Origin of the sequence: Mucilaginibacter sp., from assembly GCF_036568825.1 — a bacterium.
Classification (GTDB): domain Bacteria; phylum Bacteroidota; class Bacteroidia; order Sphingobacteriales; family Sphingobacteriaceae; genus Mucilaginibacter.
On record NZ_DATCRU010000069.1, the window covers coordinates 13,052 to 31,001 of the forward strand.

Consider the following 17,950-nt stretch of genomic DNA (forward strand, 5'->3'; position numbering starts at 1 on the left):
TCTTATTCTTCCCAATTACCGTTTCGTAAAAATTATACCGACAAAAATAGGGAGGATGAAGGCTGTCATTGAAAGTATAAAATACCATAAATAAAGTTTTCCATTGGAATATTTATACTTTTCTATTAAACTTTCATACCTGTCGTTATAGATAATAAAGAGATAATTGAGGATTATAAAAGGTATAAGAAGGCTTATAGCAAATGACGAAAACCCATTCAGCGGTTTAATCGGAAAAAAACGAATAGGAATAAATATTGGTATGTGACACCAAAAACCTATTGTTAATATATTAATACTCTGGCATAAAGAAATTGGTATAAGCGTATAAAATTTCCAGTTTCTTCTTTCGCCATTTGTCGCTTTCTCCCAAACAATTGCATCGACCCAAACTTTGTAGTAAATATTTTCCATCCAAGGGCTATTATTGACGGGTTTAAATGTATGAATTTAGTTTTTTAGAAAATCTTAAAATAGTACTCAAAAAAGAAGCCTTCCCAATGCGGAAAGGCCCTTAATCTATAATCGCGATTAATCTTTATAATCTATTTAATCGTGTCTTGCCTTACTCTGTTTCAACAGCTAACTTATCACCGGTAACAGTTTCCTTTATCTTAGCTTCCAGTTCTTCAGCTAACTCAGGGTTATCCATTATTAATTGCTTAACGGCATCGCGTCCCTGGCCTAAGCGGGAGTCGCCATAGCTGAACCATGAGCCCGATTTCTTGATGATGTTATAATCAACACCCAGATCGATGATCTCGCCGGCTTTGGAAATGCCTTCGCCAAACATGATATCAAACTCGGCTATACGGAACGGGGGCGCAACTTTGTTCTTCACGATCTTCACTTTCACGCGGTTACCCGATACCTCGTCAGTATCTTTTATCTGCGAAATACGACGGATATCCAAACGTACAGACGCATAGAATTTAAGTGCGTTACCACCGGTAGTAGTTTCCGGGTTACCAAACATTACACCGATCTTGTCGCGCAACTGGTTGATGAATATGCAGCAGCATCCGGTTTTTGCAATAGTACCTGTCAGCTTACGCAAAGCTTGAGACATTAAACGTGCCTGCAGACCCATCTTGCTGTCGCCCATTTCACCTTCAATTTCACCTTTTGGTACCAACGCAGCCACAGAGTCGATAACGATGATATCGATAGCGCCCGAACGGATCAGGTTATCGGCAATTTCCAGTGCCTGCTCACCATTATCAGGCTGAGAGATTAGCAGGCTCTCCACGTCAACGCCTAATTTTTTAGCGTAGAAACGGTCGAACGCGTGCTCCGCATCGATGAAAGCAGCAATACCGCCATTTTTCTGCGATTCGGCAATGGCATGGATAGCCAAAGTGGTTTTACCTGACGACTCAGGGCCATATATCTCTATCACACGGCCTTTTGGTAAACCACCCACACCCAAAGCAATGTCCAGACCGATTGATCCGGTCGAGATCACATCAATAGGTTCGATAGCGGTCTCACCCAATTTCATGATAGTACCTTTACCGTATGATTTTTCAAGCTTGTCTAAAGTAAGCTGTAAAGCTTTTAATTTTTCTGCGCTGCTCATTCTTAAAATTTTTCGAGTAACAAATGTAAATATTAGTTTTTACAAATACTAATATTTTTAGTAATTTATTTTTAACTGATTTTATTGCTAAGTTGTTGTATTGCTGTATTGTTGGTCTTATTGGCATTTTTAACAATATCAGCAATTTAGGAATTTAGCCATCAAACCATCAAATATCTTTATCCACACTGCGCTTTTTCAGCTCTTTATGAATGGTGTTCAATTGCTTTTTCTTTTGCTGATTTTTAACTTTTTTAGCTTTCAAGGCTTCTGCTTTTTTGAGCGCTGATTCGGTGTGGGTACGCTCGTAATACTTGCAAAACCAGTTTATAGGGCAGATTTCACATTTAGGGTTTCGGGCTATGCAGATATACCGGCCATGTAAAATAAGCCAGTGATGGGCGATAGCTAGAGTTTCCCTCGGCAGGAATTCAACCAGCTGTTTTTCCACAGCAAGTGGGGTTCTTGCGTTAGTAGTAAGCCCGATCCGGTTGGCCACGCGAAATACATGGGTATCCACTGCTATAGCGGGAAGCTCAAATACTACCGATGCGATCACGTTGGCAGTTTTACGGCCTACCCCAGGCAGCTTCTGTAGCTCATTAATATCGGAAGGGACTTCGCTGTTGAATTGCTCAACCAGCATTTTGGCCATTCCTACCAAATGTTTCGATTTATTGTTGGGATAGCTTACACTGCGGATATACTCAAAAATTTCCTCCGGGGTAGCTGCAGCAAGCTCTTCAGGGGTTTTGAATTTCTCAAAAAGAGCGGGGGTAACCTGGTTGATGCGCTTATCGGTACATTGTGCCGAAAGAATAACCGCTATCAGCAGGTGAAACGGACTGTCGTAATGTAATTCGGTAACCGCATTAGGTTGGTGCTTTGAAAAATAGTCAACAAAATGGCGGTAACGTTCAGGCTTGAGCATTGTTAGTTCATGGTTGATGGATCATAGCTCATAGCTATGAAATGAGCAGTAAAGCTAATAAATAATAGGACTTAGTTAAGAGCATAAAAAAGTTCATAGACTATAATCTTGATGCCTTGCACCCTAACTATGATCTATGAACTATGATCAATGAACTAAAATCTAACGCAGGCTCTTAGAATAGTTAAGAATTTGATGGATCGTTTTCGAGCTTGGATTTTTCTTTAATAAATTCAGCTCAGCCCTTAGAGAATGATAAAAAATAAGATCATCAGCTTCTAAGTTTTCGGATTTGGCATCTGTCTCTTTCATGGCCGCCGTGTTAGAAGTTTCATTAAAAGTAGTTGTTGTAGAAGTTTCTCCCATACGCTTTTTCTCAAATTTAATAGTACTGTTTATGACTGGTTTACAGGATAAATAACGAAGACATAAAGATAATATTTTACCGAAGATGAAATTTTGATGAAATTTTTTACCTGGATAAAATGAAATCAGAATATTTTCTCAGTACTCAAAATTTATAACGATACCACCTCTGAAAATGTTGTGCTGCGGCGAAAAATCTTAAAACACAGAAAGGCCGTAAAGGGAACAGAACTCAATTCTGCTGCTCTTTACAGCCTTCCGGGTAGTATGATTACTATTAGTTTTTCAGACTTAACTCTTTGCTTGTCATCATCTTGCGCAAATTGTTGAGCGCATAACGCATACGGCCCAGCGCAGTATTGATGCTTACATCGGTTACGTCGGCAATTTCTTTAAAACTCATGTCGCCGAAGTGACGCATGATCAATACTTCTTTTTGCTCGTCGGGCAAAAGATGAATTAGGGCTTTAAGATCTTTGTGGGTTTGTTCGCGAACCAGCCTGTCCTCAGTACTTTCGTCGTAATTGCCCAATACTTCAAAGATGTCAAAGTCGTCACCATTGTTGATCATCGGTGCACGTTTCTCGCGCCTGAAATGGTCGATCACAAGGTTATGCGCAATACGTGTTACCCATGGAAGAAACTTGCCTTCTTCGTTATATTTACCGGCACGTAAAGTATTGATAACTTTTATAAAGGCATCCTGGAAGATATCTTCAGCAAGATATTCGTCTTTAACTAATAAATATATTGAGGTATAAATTTTAGCCTGATAACGGCGTAAGAGCTCCACCAACCCCGCTTCATCACCCGCCACATATAGATGGATTAGATCCTGATCACTCTGCAATTGAAAATCCATAGAACACTACTTTTATAGTCTTAAATCGTGAAAAAATTATAAAGTAGATTTTCTCTCTATAGGGTTTCTCCTTGCTCAGTTAGTATTTTTGTTACTTCAAATAAAGGGATTTTCAACCTAAAAACCAAATTATATTTCCAACTGTAGTACCTAATATTGCGTTTAGAGCTCAATTTTAACATATTTTAACATTTATAAAGATTGCTTTAACATTTGGTTTTAAGTGATTTAGCGCCTTTAAAAGTTACAATCAATTAACTGAATGGATTTGGAAAGTGCTAAATATTTTAGGATTTTTGCGTTCCTTCTGTCTGAACACGATTAGCAGGATTAAATGATTAACAAGAATCATGAAAATCTGTTAAATCATATAAATCGTGTTCAAACTTTGAACTATAAGCAAATTATGATCAGCGAAACAGAGAAAGACCCACAACATAACATTATCATTAAAGGCGCCAGGGTGCATAACCTAAAGAACATGGATGTGGCCATACCCAAAAACAAACTGGTGGTGATCACCGGTATGTCGGGGTCGGGCAAATCGTCCCTGGCTTTTGATACCTTGTATGCCGAAGGTCAGCGCCGTTATGTGGAGAGTCTTTCGAGCTATGCGCGCCAGTTTTTGGGTAGGATGAACAAGCCTGAGGTAGATTATATCAAAGGCATTGCCCCGGCTATCGCCATCGAGCAGAAAGTAATTACATCTAATCCGCGCTCAACAGTTGGTACATCTACAGAAATATATGACTATTTAAAACTGCTGTTTTCGCGTATCGGTAAAACTTACTCACCCATATCCGGTCAGATTGTAAAGAAAGATACGGTAACCGATGTGGTGAATTTTATCACTTCATTGCCCGACGAAACGCAGGTAACTATATTATGTCCATTGCATCCTCACAATAACCGCAGCCTGAAAGAAGAACTGGCGGTATTGTTGCAAAAAGGTTTTGTGAGGGTGGAATATCAGGGAAAGATTGAGCGTATTGAATCTATTTTGGAAGATAAATCAATCGCTAATGATCCGTTAGAGGAGAAAGGCAAAAGTAAAAAGGCTAAAGGTGAAGAACAAGCTAAACCTCATACTTTAACCGCCGTTCGTATTGTCATCGATCGTATTACTAAAAATGAAACTGATGAAACTATAAGCCGTTTAGGCGATTCAGTGCAAACAGCCTTTTTTGAAGGCAAGGGCGATTGCTATGTGCGTTATCGGAAGCCTGATGAAGAAGAAGAAACTGAACGCTTTTTCTGCGACCGTTTTGAGCTGGATGGAATGGCTTTCGAAGAGCCAACACCGAACTTTTTCAGTTTTAACAATCCTTACGGTGCTTGTAAGCGTTGCGAGGGCTATGGCAAGGTAATTGGCATTGATGAAGATTTAGTTATTCCAGATAAAAGCAAATCAGTTTACGACGGAGCTATTGCCCCATGGCGCGGTGAAAAAATGCGGGAGTGGAATGAGGCTCTGGTGCGTAACGCGCTGAAGTTTGATTTCCCGATCCATCGTCAATACAATCAATTGACAGAAACACAGCAGCGACTAATATGGAGCGGAAATCAATATTTCCGTGGTTTGGATTCCTTCTTTAAGGAATTGGAAGAGCAGACCTACAAAATTCAATATAGGGTAATGCTGTCTCGCTATCGCGGCAAAACTACTTGCTCGGAATGTAAAGGCAGTCGTTTAAGGCAGGACGCTTCTTATGTGAAGATCAATGGCAAATCCATCACTGATATTGTATTGATGCCGCTGGATAAAGCATACAGTTTTTTTGCTGATCTGGAATTGGATGAGCGTGATCAGAAGATCGCCAAAAGGTTGCTGATGGAAATCACTAATCGGTTAGGCTTTTTGAATAATGTAGGATTAAGTTACCTAACGCTGAACCGCTTGTCAAATACCTTATCAGGTGGTGAGTCACAGCGTATCAATCTGGCTACTTCATTGGGTAGCAGTTTGGTGGGATCAGTGTATGTTTTGGATGAGCCGAGCATTGGTTTACATCCACGCGATACCCAGAGGTTAATAGGCGTTTTGAAATCACTTCGCGATGTAGGCAACACTGTTTTGGTAGTAGAGCACGAAGAAGAGATCATGGAAGCTGCCGATCATATTATTGATATCGGTCCTGAAGCCGGTACCCATGGTGGTGAACTGATCTTCTCCGGTACTTATGATGAAATAATTGAAGACGATAACAGTCTGACCGGACGTTACCTGGCGCGCAAAGAAGAAATTGCTATCCCCGCACATCGCCGTAAATGGCATGACTATGTTGAGATACGCGGTGGTCGCGAAAATAATCTGAAGCATGTGAATGTGAAATTCCCATTAGGCGTATTGTCTGTGGTAACAGGTGTTTCCGGCTCAGGTAAAACGAGCTTGGTTAAACGCATTCTCGCTCCGGCACTGCAAAAAGCTCTAGGTAATTATACCGGCGAACAAACCGGTGCATACGATAGCATTGAAGGTGATTATCAGAAAATAGAACAGGTAGAACTGGTAGATCAAAACCCGATAGGACGTTCATCACGCTCAAACCCTGTAACTTATGTAAAGGCCTGGGACGAGATACGTAACCTGTATGCGGCACAACCTGCGGCGAAGGCAGCAGGACTAAAGCCATCAGCGTTTTCATTTAACGTAGAGGGCGGTCGTTGTGATGTTTGCCAGGGTGAGGGCGAGGTGAAGATAGAAATGCAGTTTATGGCCGATATCTTCCTGACCTGCGAAACCTGCGGCGGTAAGCGTTTTAAACAGCACATTCTTGATGTAACTTACCAGGACAAGAACGTTTCCGATGTGCTGAACATGACCATTGATGAAGCGCTGGAATTCTTCAGGAAAGAGCCCAAAATATTAAACAAGATAAAACCTTTGGTTGATGTTGGCTTGGGTTATGTGCAGTTAGGGCAATCGTCAAACACACTGTCAGGTGGTGAGGCGCAGCGTATCAAACTGGCGTCGTTCCTTGTAAAAGGGAACAATTCTAATAAAACACTCTTCATTTTTGATGAACCGACAACGGGTCTGCACTTTGCCGATATTAAAAAACTGCTCAAGTCATTTGACGCCCTGCTCGATCAGGGTAACACCATCATTGTGATAGAACACAATATGGACGTGATCAAATGCGCCGACTGGGTGATCGATATCGGTCCCGAAGGCGGCGACAACGGCGGACGCGTGGTTTTTGAAGGCGTACCTGAAGATTTGATCAAAGAGAAAAATTCTTATACCGGCCAGTTTTTACTGGAGCGATTTTCAGCTCCCGGACAGAAAGAAAAGCACTTTGATTGGATAGTAAAATAGCGCTAAATAGCGGATTAATTGCATACCTACGGCATGCTAAGAAATTAGAGGTGTTATGTTACCAACATTTAGCACCTATGGCGCAGGTTTCCTGCTTTGACGAATTGCATCAGGCAACATGCCAAACCCGAACGGCTCCATAGGAGCCAAATGTCGGTAGAAAATAATTGAATAATGTATCCGTGCCGTAGGTACGATATGTGCTATTCCAGAACCAAATCGCCCAAAGAAATATGCAGCGATTGACAAAGCTCCTGTAGCGTTTCAACGGTCAGGTCGCGGGTGCCTTCCAGCCATGAGCGCAAAGTGACCATCTCCCGGCGGATGCGGAATCCCAGTTCTGCTTTGCTTAAACCGGTTTCGGTTAACAAATGTTCGACGCGTGCCTTAATAGCCAATCTGTTTTCTTTGAGGTTCAAATCACCAGGGCGTAGTTTATCTAAAATCTGGCCCAGAAAAGTAGAGTAGTTTGCTGTTTCCATAGGGTCTGTTGTTTAGTTGTGTGGGATTGTTAAATTAATAAAATAAGTTTAAATTAGTTCAGCAAGCTGATTATTTAATTGTTAACAGAATTAAGACACAAATTGTTCATAAGCGACGATCAGATTTTTTTCTTGCGCTCGTAAATTATATGTTACACGACTTTATTATCCCCCGAAATTCCTCCGCCAATGTTGGTGTTGTCACCAACATTACCCCATTCCATTTCATTCCGCTGATACCTGCTTTGAGGTAAATTTTGCGGCATATGAGCGATAATATATTTCAATAAATTTTCACGAACATAACACCGCAGATCAAATGCATCAGACGAGTTACGGGCGCTCATCAGCGCACGAAGCTCAATAGTATGCTCTTTTGAGTCGGTCACCTGTAATACTCCCACTCGTTTATCCCAGAGTTTGTTTGTTTTAAGTAGCCGGTTCAATTCTTCCCGTAGTTCATCTACCGGGAAGGTATAATCAACATATAAAAACACGGTTCCCAATATTTGCGAGGTAGTCCGCGTCCAGTTCTGGAATGGTTTTTCGATAAAATAAGTGATGGGCAAGATCAACCTCCGCTGGTCCCAGATGGCTAAAACAACGTAAGTAAGTGTGATATCTTCCACACGTCCCCATTCTCCTTCAACCACCAGCACGTCATCAATCCGTATGGGCTGTGTAAAAGCGATCTGCATTCCCGCCAGGAAATTACCCAGCGATTTTTGTGCTGCAAAACCAATAATGATACCTCCAACTCCGACACCGGTTAGCAATCCCGCGCCGATCTTTCTAACGCTATTGAAACTTAGCAGGATAACGGAAATGGTAATTACCACAATGAGAATAATAATCACCTTACGCACAAAGATCATCTGCGTACGCACTTTGCGGCCCTTTAGGTTGTCTTCTGAGGTGATGTCGTATTGATGGTAAACATAATCCTCAAATATCTTAAAGGTACAAATGAGCAAATTGGCAAAGGCGATAATGACAAGTATATCAATAAGTCTGTCGAGTGTAGTATACCAAAGCTTGCTTACTTCGAGCAAAGGGGTCATGAAATTAAGCATTAGCAGCGGCACAAAAAAATTCAGCGGGCGACCAAGGTGGGTAATGATGGATTTGAAAAGAGAATAGTCTTTCCTGTTTTTGTAAAAATGCAGGACAGCGGTAATGATGAGCTTAATAATAAAGCCAATAACCAGCGCTGACCCAACCACGCACAGGTTCCATGCCCATGGTTGTAATTGTTGCGACCACGATTTCAGCAATTCATCCATAGATATTTCTGGCAGAGTGTTCAGTTAAACCAACGTGGACAAAATGATTTTGTTTAACTGATAACCCTAAACGGGGGATTTTTGCTATTCCTGTAACAACTATTAGCTCGATTGGTCTATTTCCTAAATCCCCCTCACATGAAAAAACTCTTTACATGCCTGGTGTTAATGCTGTCAATATCAATTGTAAAAGCACAGCAGAAATTTAATGATTTTTCTAAAGACTTTATAAAAGGGTACCAAGCTCTCCATATGCCCGATCTGGAGTTGAGTTATGTAAGCGGATTGCAGCATATAGGTTCGATAGAAAGCGTTCAGAAGCAGGAGGATTTTTTCAAATCGGTCAAATCAAAATTAATTTCATTTAAGCCAAATGATTTAACGCCGGAAGAAAAGACGGATTACCAACTCATTAGCTATGAAACCGGCTTGAACCTGGAACGAATAGCGCTGGAGAAACAATGGTTGAAGAATAAACCAGATACAATCTCAAAGAAAGGCATCATCACTATTCCAAACGGTAAAGCATGGTATGCTTATTTATTAAAGCGTTGGGTAAATGATGAGGTGACGCCTGATCAGATTTATCAATTTGGATTGGGTGAGGTAAAACGGGTGCAAAACCACATAGAAGCGATCAGGAAACAGACCGGCTTGAGCGAGGATGAGTTTTATAAGCACTTAAATGATCCGTCTTTCTTCATCAGTGATCCAAAAGCGGTGCAGGCTGCTTTTGAGAATGACAAGACGATCATTTATGCTAATCTTCACAAACTGTTCAGTCAAACTAAAATTGCTAACCTGAAAATTGAAAGAGGTGACAGCAAGCAATTAGCCCAAACACCCGGCTATTACGATAACAATACTTTTTACTATAATCTTTTTGACAAACCTTATAATAAACGGCAAATCGATTGGCTGTTTATTCACGAGGCGGTTCCGGGGCACCATTATCAATCGTCCATTGTTGCTGAAACCAAAGTTTCTGATGTGCAGAACCTGTTTTTTTACATGGGTTTTGCTGAAGGCTGGGGTGCTTACGCGGAGGAGTTAGGCAAAGATCTGGGCGTATACAAAACCCCATATGATGAGTTAGGCAAATGGGAGTGGGATATTGTCCGCTCAGTGCGTGTGCCGCTGGATGTTGGATTAAATTATTATGGCTGGACAGATCAGCAAGCCCTCGAGTTCTGGAAAAAGAATATCCGCGGACAGGACGATATTGCCATGCGTGAGATCGCCCGCATTCGCCGCTGGCCGGCGCAGGTGGTTACTTATAAATATGGTGCGTTACAAATACTTCATTGGAAGGAACAGCTACAAAAACAGCAAGGCAAAAGTTTTGATATCCATGAGTTTCATAACCGCGTTTTAGATCATGGCTCGTTGCCGTTGTTTATGGTGAAGGAGAATGTGTTTTGGGCTCGGAGCTAAGTTGGGGTTCAATTAATAAGCCGTTCAGCTCAATTGCCACTGAGGCTCTTTTACTTTTTGCTTGATCAAAAAGTAACAAAAAATCAAGTCAACAGACACTTGCTTCTTTGACGCACAGGCGTTTGCCCTGCAATCAATCAAAACCACGGCTGCAATACTTTGCCCTACTATCGTTCGCTCATTCCCCTCGCTTCAGCAAAGTTTGCTAATGCCCTTTCCACCGCACGGGCCACCATTGTTTTGATTGATTTCGGCCGAAGTTGGTCTGTTGACGGGGTTCATTTGATATTACGTCGTCAATAATATAACCAATACAACCATTACAACCACTTCAACCAATACAACTAATTCTTATATATCCTCCCAATCATCGGATCATCAAATATCACCTTCTTCAGCGTTTCCACATCAAAAGCACCTTCTTTAGCATAGATAACTTTACCACCTGGTTCTATAATGATGGTGTAAGGTAAGGCACCCTGCCATTTTGGATCAATGGCTTCGATCATTTTGTATTTGCTATCACCAGAATAAATATAATTTAAACCCGAAGCCTGTTTCTTTTCCAGAAACGCCAGGGCTTTATCTTTGCTTTTCGTATCATCGGAGCTAATAGTAACCAACTGCAGCCCGCGATCACGGTAAAGGTGGTTAAGATAAACCAAATCCGAAAATTCCTGAACACAAGGCACGCACCATGTCGCCCAAACATTGATGAGCCTTAACTTATCGGTTTTGTTCTTTAGCAGATCAGCAAGACCTTTTTCGTCAACCTGTTGCAAGCTTACGGGTTCTTTGGCCCATTGCACTTCGGCCTTTTTTATCCAGTCTTTCTTTTCAATCCATTTAACGGAGCAGCCAAACACTTTAGTGGTTTTAACGAGTACTTCTTTTCCGGACAGTACAGCATCAATGGCATTGCGGGCGTCGTTATTTATAGGTGCTTTGTCCGGGTTCTCCATATCATCAATTCGTCCCTGGTAACGCAGCTTTCTGTCCTGGTCAAAAATAAAAATATGCGGCGTTGATACCGGTCCGTATTGTTTTGAGGCAATTTCCGTTTCGCCATCATATAAATAAGGAAAATTAAAATGTGCATCGCGCGCTCTTATCTTCATTTCATCAAAAGAATCACCTACGTCGCTATAGCCCAACTCATCATAACGTAGTGAGGACGGGTTATTTGGATTGATGGCTACCACACTAACTCCTTTTGGTGCATAATCGCTGGTCATTTTGATCAATCTTTTCTCATAGGCCTGTGAAGTAGGGCAGTGGTTACATATAAAAACTACAGCTAAGACTTTTGCATTTTTAAAAGATTCCAGGGTATAAGTTTTGCCATCGATGCCTTGCAACTTAAAGTCCGGCGCACTGGCCCCGATCTCTAAAGTTTTATGTTCAACCTGGGCAAAGCTGATTGAACTGATCAGTAGTAATAGGATACATATAAATAATAATTGCCTTTTCATAAGTAGGTTATATGGTCAGAACGAAATTAAACTGATAGGTTTTTATCAAAATTATATATTTTATTGTCAGATATATTATTCGTAAATTTAATATACCAATTCAACTAAATTTTAACCGTATGAAACCCCCGATAAATGGTATTTATATACCCTTGCTGGGAGCGTTTTTCGCCGACTGGTAGCCGACCCAAAAACGCTCCATCGTACCTAACACTATCAAGATCGCAATAATTTTTCGTTCACCATTTAACTAAATCAACATGAAAAAGATTTTAATACTTGCGGCTTTACTAAGTTGCATAATTTATGGATGTAAGAAAAAAGAGAAAGTATCTCAGGCGGGTGTTTATAAACTGGATAAGCAAATGGCCAGTGGTGGGGGGAAGGATACCGTGTACAAGCGCACTCAAATGAAAATTTATACCGATAAGTACTTTATGTGGGCAGGTATGGCGGCTGACTCATCGGTTGGCTTCGGTGCGGGCTCCTACAAACTGGACACTGGCAACAAGATAACGGAAAGCAATATTTACAGCAGCGGTTACCTTGATTCATCAAAAACCTTCAGCTTGACAGTTATGCGTAAAGACTCAGGCTATACACAGGTAATCCCCGATTTAATTGTAATAAAGGGTGTAAAATGGAGCCTTACAGAAAACTATTCAAGAGTAGCCGGTTCGGATACTTCGGTGCTGGATGGGTTGTGGAAACTGGATAAAAACTTCTGGGTAAAAGGTAAAGACACCACTAAGGGCAATGAATCCCAGTTTAAGATATTCTGGGGTGGGCATTTTATGTTCGTTCACCGTTACCCTTTATCAAACGGGGCAAATCAGACTTTCAAAAATGGCTTTGGTTACGGAACATTTAGCTTTAAAAGCGATACGTTGACTGAAGAAGAAGAATGGTCGAGCCATACCGCGCTTGTTGGACATAAGTTTTCTATCAAGATCACGATGAAAGGCAGGGATGAGTACTCGCAGGTGATCGATGATCAAAAGGCAGGCGTACAAACTACCGAAATATATAAGCGGATACAGTAATAAAATTTAATATGTCATTGCAGGAGTAATACTACGTCGCCCTGCAATGACAGTTTGTTAATTGAACTGACTGTTCTTTTTCATCACAAAACCGGATAAAAGCGTTAATACCGCCGCCGTTAATGTGATGGCTGCTGCAAACGGAAAGAAATAAATAAGCTCATCTATGCCCCATGCTACCAAAGCAACCCCAACAGCATAGATGATTTTCTTGGACAAGTTTGTACTGCGCTCTGTTTCGCCCGAAACAAACCACAAAACAATAGCTATCAGGAATAGCGCTATCGAACTGGCATAGCCAAAGCCCTCGTAAAAGTCACCCAGTGAACGTACTGCACCCATAAAAGGGAATTTATGCCCGGTCATTCCGTCAACAATGGTTTTGTAAGTAGCATCCGGCGCTTCTTTCCAGGTGTTAAAACCATAGGTATGCAGCACTGCATGAATGAATATTAATATCGCGGCAATTCGCAATAAGATCTTAGGTTTCATAATTGGTTTTTTACTGCAATTTACTTAGTGAGTAGTGAATAGTCAATAGTGAGTGTTGTATTGGTTGTTGTAGTTGGGAAATTGAACTACAGGCGACAAATGATTCCGTAATTCACCATTGACTATTCACTACTGACTATTCCAGCTTTTTTAATTGCATTACCGCATTGGTGTTATTTTGATTCAGTTCAAGCGATTTCTTGTAATATTTTATAGCCAATTCCTTGTTGCCCTTATCCATGTAAGCTTCTGCCAAACTATCCCAGGTATTGAACGATGCAGGATAATCTATTGTGTTTTGCTCAAATACAGCGATGGCATCATCCAGCCTTTTTACAGACAATAACTGGTAGCCCACGGCATTCATACTGTTCTCTTCTATCTTTTCTTTTCGTTTATCCAGGTAATCTTTCAAAGCCGGTGTTGCACCATTGGCCAAAATCGATTTTAATAAAACCGTTGATGGTGAATTATAGCGGGCATACCCTAAGAAACTAATACCCGGATGCTCGCCACCTATGGCGTCATCCAGCATTTCCTTGGCGTAAGATAATCCGTTTTCGCTGTTGGCAAAGAATACGACACCGTCTTTTGTGGACAGGTTTCCTGTGATGTAATCCTTGCTTCTGCCCCCATCACCCCAGTGCCAGAAGCATTCGCCTGCCTGGGTTTTCTCCAGTCCCCAGCCTAAGCCCCAAAATAGGTTCGGGAAACGTTTATCGGCATTGATCTGTGGTTTCAGCATTTCCTGCCAGGTGGCTTTTTTCAAAAGCTCACCATTTATTATGGCGATCACTACTTTAGAGTAATCCTCGGCATTGGTTTGCAGACTACAGCAGGCAGCACCGTGTTGCCATTTGCCCCGGGTTGTATCGGTGCTGCCCCGCCAGTCGTGCCGGTAAACTCTTAGCGAGTCATATCTTGATTCCCATACATAACTGCTTTGATCCATATGCAGCGGGCCCAATATGGCTTGTTTCATAAAATTTTCCAGCCGCATTTGGGTGATATGCTCAATAACCAGTGCCAGCTCGCCAAATCCCTGCGGAGAGTATTGAAATTTCTCCCCGGGATTAAAATTCATAACGAATTTATCATTTGAATAATCCGGTGAAAAACCGATCCCGCTTGAATTGCTCAGGATCATCCTTGCAGTCACCAGTTTAAACCGTGGATCGGTGCATGCCTTATCAAAGTAGCCGCTATCCATATACTGATAGATCGGCTTGTCCAGGTCAATCTTACCCTGATCGACCAATGTAAGCACCGCATATCCGAAAACAGGTTTACTTAATGAATTCGCTTCAAATATGCTCCGTTTAGTAACCGGTTGGTGAGTGTTATTGCTAATCACACCGTACACCCCGCTCCAAACCATTTTGCCATTACGGATCAAGGCTACTGACATTCCCGGCACATTGGCTTCTTTCATTAAGCGGGGAATATCTTTTTGCAGATGTTCAATTGCTTCTTTAGTAGAAAGCTCCGGTGTCCCGCTTTTCTCTTGCGCATTACACAGGCAACAGGCAATTAAACTTAGGAATAGAAAAACAAGCTTCTTCATGATAGGGCTAATGGATGTTTACTTTGCTTTGCGGATATATAAGTTCCCGTAAGTGGTCTTCATCAGCAACTGCGGACCGCCACCATTGATTTTGCCATACACCCAATCCTCAATCTTCAGGCTGTACATGCCTTTGCCATCACTTTTTGAAACCTCGGGCTTGTGCATGTCGGTAGCCACATCAAAATCAGTAAATACGTCTCCACGGTCTGATTTCAGTTTCACATTCGCTTTCAGTGATGCCGGGAAAGTAACATCCACATTGCCATTCAGGGTAGAATAGGCCATCGCAGCTTTAGGGTCGATCGATTTAAAAGTCACAACCACACTACCATTAATCGTATTGGCCACTACCGAACCAGCTATATTGGTCAGTTTGATGCCACCGTTTACATTGCTAACTTCCAAATCTCCGTTAAGATTACTGCCGCTTACATTACCACCGTTTACCGTGCCGAATTTGAAGCTGCCCTCCGTCATCGGAACTTTTATCACCAGGTTAACTGCCCTGCCGGCTGCTGCGTTAATGTCTACTTCATTATTATGTTCCTCGGCCTGTATATCGGCGCTGTTGCCGCCATTGATGCGGTGCATACCGCCCCCGCTGTGGTCTTCATTATGGCGTTTTTCGGCTTGTATTACTTCTATTACAACGTCTTTGCCTTCATATCCATTCACCGTGACAGATCCATCTACCAGGTGGGCTTCCAGTTTGAAAGGTTTACCCGGCGAGCTCAATGGCACCACCATTTGTTCCTTTGCTGTTTCCTGCGCCCGGGCATTTGCACTTAAAAATAGGGCAATTGCCAGCGTACTTATAATTCTTGTCGTCTTCATTTTCTGTTATTTAGTCTTGCTTTTTAATATATACATTCCCGTTAAGGGTTTCAAATTTGAATAACTTGCCACCGGCGCCGAAGCGTATATCGGAGAGTTTGCTCAGTTTATAGGTAGTGGTACTGCCGCTTTTATTTTCGGATTTAGTGACCCTGCTCGGCATCACCTCCACATCCTGGAAATCAGTATAAAACTGGCCGTTCATGCTTTTAAAGGATACATCAGCAGCCAGGCTTGAAGGATAAGTGACCTTTAGCTCGCCGTTGATGGTATAATAGGATGAGGCATCCGGCGGTACAGCCAGGTAATTTACTGTTACACCGCCATTCACAGTGTGGGCCCTGGTGGCTCCTTTGGCATTCACAATATCGATCTTACCATTTACATTGTTGATGTTCAATGTGCCATATACATTCTTTACATAAAGGTCACCGTCATTTACTGTCGATGCATCCAGGTCGACATTGTAAGGAACCTTCACTACAAATTCCAGCTTTACACGATATTCGATATGGCGATGATCGTTATACCTGTAATATTGATGTGGTTTGGTGTTCCACGGTTCGGATATGTAAGTTATAATGCTGTCCGGCTTTTGTTCAAACTCCAGTTTAAATTCTTTTTTGCCTTGTTCCACAGTTTGCTGATCATCGGCCGATATGGTTTCATCAATTTCCATCAGAACTTTATTGCCTGAATAACCTTCTACTCTTACCGGACCAAAGAGATTGTAAATACCTACCATACCTTTCTGGTAAGTAAACTCCTTGCTGATGTGGGTTTTATATTCCTGCGCTGAGGCGGAAATTTGGGCAAAACAAAGGCCCATCCCGGCTAAAACGGGTATTAGTAATCGCTTCATAAATTCTTTATTTTAAATAAGTTGTGTTATGGTTTGCTTGATCTTGTCCCTCACCCCAGGGTTAAGGTCTTTTTGTTTTAACAGATCTTCAAATGGTTTAACCGATCGCTTTTCCTGCAGTTTCAGCATCACATCCGCAATGGCCAGCTGCATGATGGGCGAATCCTGCTTCTCGATGGACCTGATCAAGCCTTCCCTCACTTCCGGGTGATTGGCAAGGTGCGACAGGGCATCCAAAGTGCTCAAACGAACGTTTACATTCGGGTCATTATTCAGCGTAGCTAATAGCGCGTCGATCACTTCCTTATCTGCATGCTTGATCTCGCTGGTATAGCTTACGCCTCTTATTCTTTCAGATGCCGACGGATTTTCCAGTAAGGCCAGCATCATGGTTTGTTTTAACTCGTGCACCTGCGAGCTAAGCGCCTGCAATTGTTCTTCCTGCTTACCGCCTTTTCCTGAGGAAAACAGCCAGTAACCTAATCCAAAGCCTACTAATATGATCATCAGGCTATAAGCCATCGGCCAGCGGGTTTGCAGCTGCCATACCTTGCTAAACTGCTCGCGGATGCTGCTCCAAATACCTGGTTTTACATCCTCAACCGACTCTTTATAGGTATCCAGCATCGCCTGGAACTTTACACGCATATGTGATGATGGCTCAGGTGTTTCTATTTCGGCCATCATATCCCAAACATCTCTCAGTCCGGCCAGCTCTTCGCTGCAGCCGGGACATTCAGCCAGATGCTTTTCCAGCTCCGCCTGTTCGGCAGGGGTAAGCTCATTGTTCAATAGCCCGATCAGTTTGTCTTCATATTTTTCGCACATCATCTCTTTCAATTTTAACGTTCCATTTTGCTGTAAATACTCTTCAGCTCCTGCATTGCCCGGAATGCCCTTGTTTTTGCAGCCACTTCGGATATTCCCAGTATCTGTCCTATCTCACCATATTTCAATTCCTGCAACCGGTTTAGCGTCAATATTTCCCGGTGATCTTCGCTCAGGCTGGCCATCGCCTTGTACAGGCCTGCTTTATCCTGTTTCTTTTCCAGTTGCTCGTCAGCACTTATGCCACCGGGCAGCCGGTCTTCCATTTCCTCAGCAGACAGTTGCTGTATTTTATTTTTTTTCTTTTTAGCCTGATCCTTCAGCGTATTGCGCGCTATCTGGAACATCCATGCCACAAACTCACCCTGCCCGGTAAAGGTGTGTCGGTATTTCAGCATCTTATAAAATACGTTCTGCACCATGTCCTCACTCGCCTCGCGCTGATACGTCATGTGAAACAGGAAACCATAAAGTGAACGGTGATGCCGCTCGAACAGCAGGCCCATTCTATCCAGGTCCCCGGCTTTCACCCGGAGCATGATCGCATTATCGCTAAGTGAATTCAAACAGTCTGTTTGTTATAATTTTATAGTGGA

The 17,950-nt window shown here is 42.2% G+C and carries 16 protein-coding genes; 3 read left to right on the plus strand and 13 right to left on the minus strand.

Annotated elements, in window-relative coordinates:
• Positions 1-565: 565 nt before the first annotated feature.
• The 4 genes from recA to VIM89_RS15520 form a co-directional block, all read right to left on the minus strand.
• Positions 566-1,579 carry a recombinase RecA gene (recA, locus tag VIM89_RS15505; protein WP_488157082.1) on the minus strand — a complete coding sequence of 338 codons (1,014 nt, stop codon included), beginning with the start codon at positions 1,577-1,579 and terminating at the stop codon, positions 566-568.
• Positions 1,580-1,748: 169 nt separating this feature from the next.
• The gene (nth, locus tag VIM89_RS15510; RefSeq protein WP_488157083.1) at positions 1,749-2,510 is read right to left on the minus strand and encodes an endonuclease III; all 762 of its coding nucleotides are present in this window, start codon (positions 2,508-2,510) and stop codon (positions 1,749-1,751) included.
• Positions 2,511-2,672: 162 nt separating this feature from the next.
• Complete coding sequence (locus tag VIM89_RS15515; protein WP_488157084.1) at positions 2,673-2,876, minus strand: hypothetical protein; 204 nt, start codon at positions 2,874-2,876, stop codon at positions 2,673-2,675.
• Positions 2,877-3,153: 277 nt separating this feature from the next.
• A complete protein-coding gene (locus tag VIM89_RS15520) occupies positions 3,154-3,738 on the minus strand; it encodes an RNA polymerase sigma factor (RefSeq protein ID WP_488157085.1) in 585 nt (194 codons plus the stop codon).
• Positions 3,739-4,144: 406 nt separating this feature from the next.
• On the opposite strand from VIM89_RS15520, the gene uvrA reads away from it, so the two are divergent.
• A complete protein-coding gene (gene uvrA, locus VIM89_RS15525) occupies positions 4,145-7,057 on the plus strand; it encodes an excinuclease ABC subunit UvrA (protein ID WP_488157086.1) in 2,913 nt (970 codons plus the stop codon).
• 203 nt (positions 7,058-7,260) lie between these two features.
• On the opposite strand, the gene VIM89_RS15530 is transcribed toward uvrA, so the two are convergent.
• Together VIM89_RS15530 and VIM89_RS15535 are read right to left on the minus strand one after the other, a co-directional pair.
• Positions 7,261-7,539 carry a hypothetical protein gene (locus tag VIM89_RS15530; RefSeq protein WP_488157087.1) on the minus strand — a complete coding sequence of 93 codons (279 nt, stop codon included), beginning with the start codon at positions 7,537-7,539 and terminating at the stop codon, positions 7,261-7,263.
• Positions 7,540-7,691: 152 nt separating this feature from the next.
• Positions 7,692-8,822 (minus strand): mechanosensitive ion channel family protein, encoded by a 1,131-nt coding sequence (locus VIM89_RS15535; protein WP_488157088.1) that lies wholly within the window; start codon positions 8,820-8,822, stop codon positions 7,692-7,694.
• A gap of 138 nt (positions 8,823-8,960) precedes the next feature.
• Here VIM89_RS15535 and VIM89_RS15540 point away from each other — a divergent pair, with 138 nt between their 5' ends.
• A complete protein-coding gene (locus VIM89_RS15540) occupies positions 8,961-10,256 on the plus strand; it encodes a DUF885 domain-containing protein (RefSeq protein ID WP_488157089.1) in 1,296 nt (431 codons plus the stop codon).
• Positions 10,257-10,600: 344 nt separating this feature from the next.
• Here the strand turns inward: VIM89_RS15540 and VIM89_RS15545 are convergent, their stop codons facing one another.
• Positions 10,601-11,728 carry a redoxin domain-containing protein gene (locus VIM89_RS15545; protein ID WP_488157090.1) on the minus strand — a complete coding sequence of 376 codons (1,128 nt, stop codon included), beginning with the start codon at positions 11,726-11,728 and terminating at the stop codon, positions 10,601-10,603.
• A 260-nt stretch (positions 11,729-11,988) separates the two neighbouring features.
• Between VIM89_RS15545 and VIM89_RS15550 the strand changes: the two genes are divergently transcribed.
• Complete coding sequence (locus VIM89_RS15550; RefSeq protein WP_488157091.1) at positions 11,989-12,771, plus strand: hypothetical protein; 783 nt, start codon at positions 11,989-11,991, stop codon at positions 12,769-12,771.
• A 57-nt stretch (positions 12,772-12,828) separates the two neighbouring features.
• Here VIM89_RS15550 and VIM89_RS15555 read toward each other — a convergent pair whose 3' ends face one another.
• From VIM89_RS15555 to VIM89_RS15580, 6 genes are all read right to left on the minus strand, one after another.
• Positions 12,829-13,263: an LIC_13387 family protein gene (locus VIM89_RS15555; RefSeq protein ID WP_488157092.1), complete on the minus strand. Its 435-nt coding sequence runs from the start codon at positions 13,261-13,263 to the stop codon at positions 12,829-12,831.
• Positions 13,264-13,399: 136 nt separating this feature from the next.
• Positions 13,400-14,827, minus strand: coding sequence for a serine hydrolase (locus VIM89_RS15560; protein ID WP_488157093.1), 1,428 nt, complete (start codon positions 14,825-14,827; stop codon positions 13,400-13,402).
• 18 nt (positions 14,828-14,845) lie between these two features.
• Positions 14,846-15,664 carry a DUF4097 family beta strand repeat-containing protein gene (locus VIM89_RS15565; protein ID WP_488157094.1) on the minus strand — a complete coding sequence of 273 codons (819 nt, stop codon included), beginning with the start codon at positions 15,662-15,664 and terminating at the stop codon, positions 14,846-14,848.
• 10 nt (positions 15,665-15,674) lie between these two features.
• Positions 15,675-16,526, minus strand: coding sequence for a DUF4097 family beta strand repeat-containing protein (locus VIM89_RS15570; RefSeq protein WP_488157095.1), 852 nt, complete (start codon positions 16,524-16,526; stop codon positions 15,675-15,677).
• Between the two features lie 12 nt (positions 16,527-16,538).
• Positions 16,539-17,357, minus strand: coding sequence for a HEAT repeat domain-containing protein (locus tag VIM89_RS15575; RefSeq protein ID WP_488157096.1), 819 nt, complete (start codon positions 17,355-17,357; stop codon positions 16,539-16,541).
• Positions 17,358-17,368: 11 nt separating this feature from the next.
• Positions 17,369-17,920, minus strand: a complete 552-nt coding sequence (locus VIM89_RS15580; RefSeq protein WP_488157097.1) for an RNA polymerase sigma factor — start codon at positions 17,918-17,920, stop codon at positions 17,369-17,371.
• Positions 17,921-17,950: the final 30 nt, after the last annotated feature.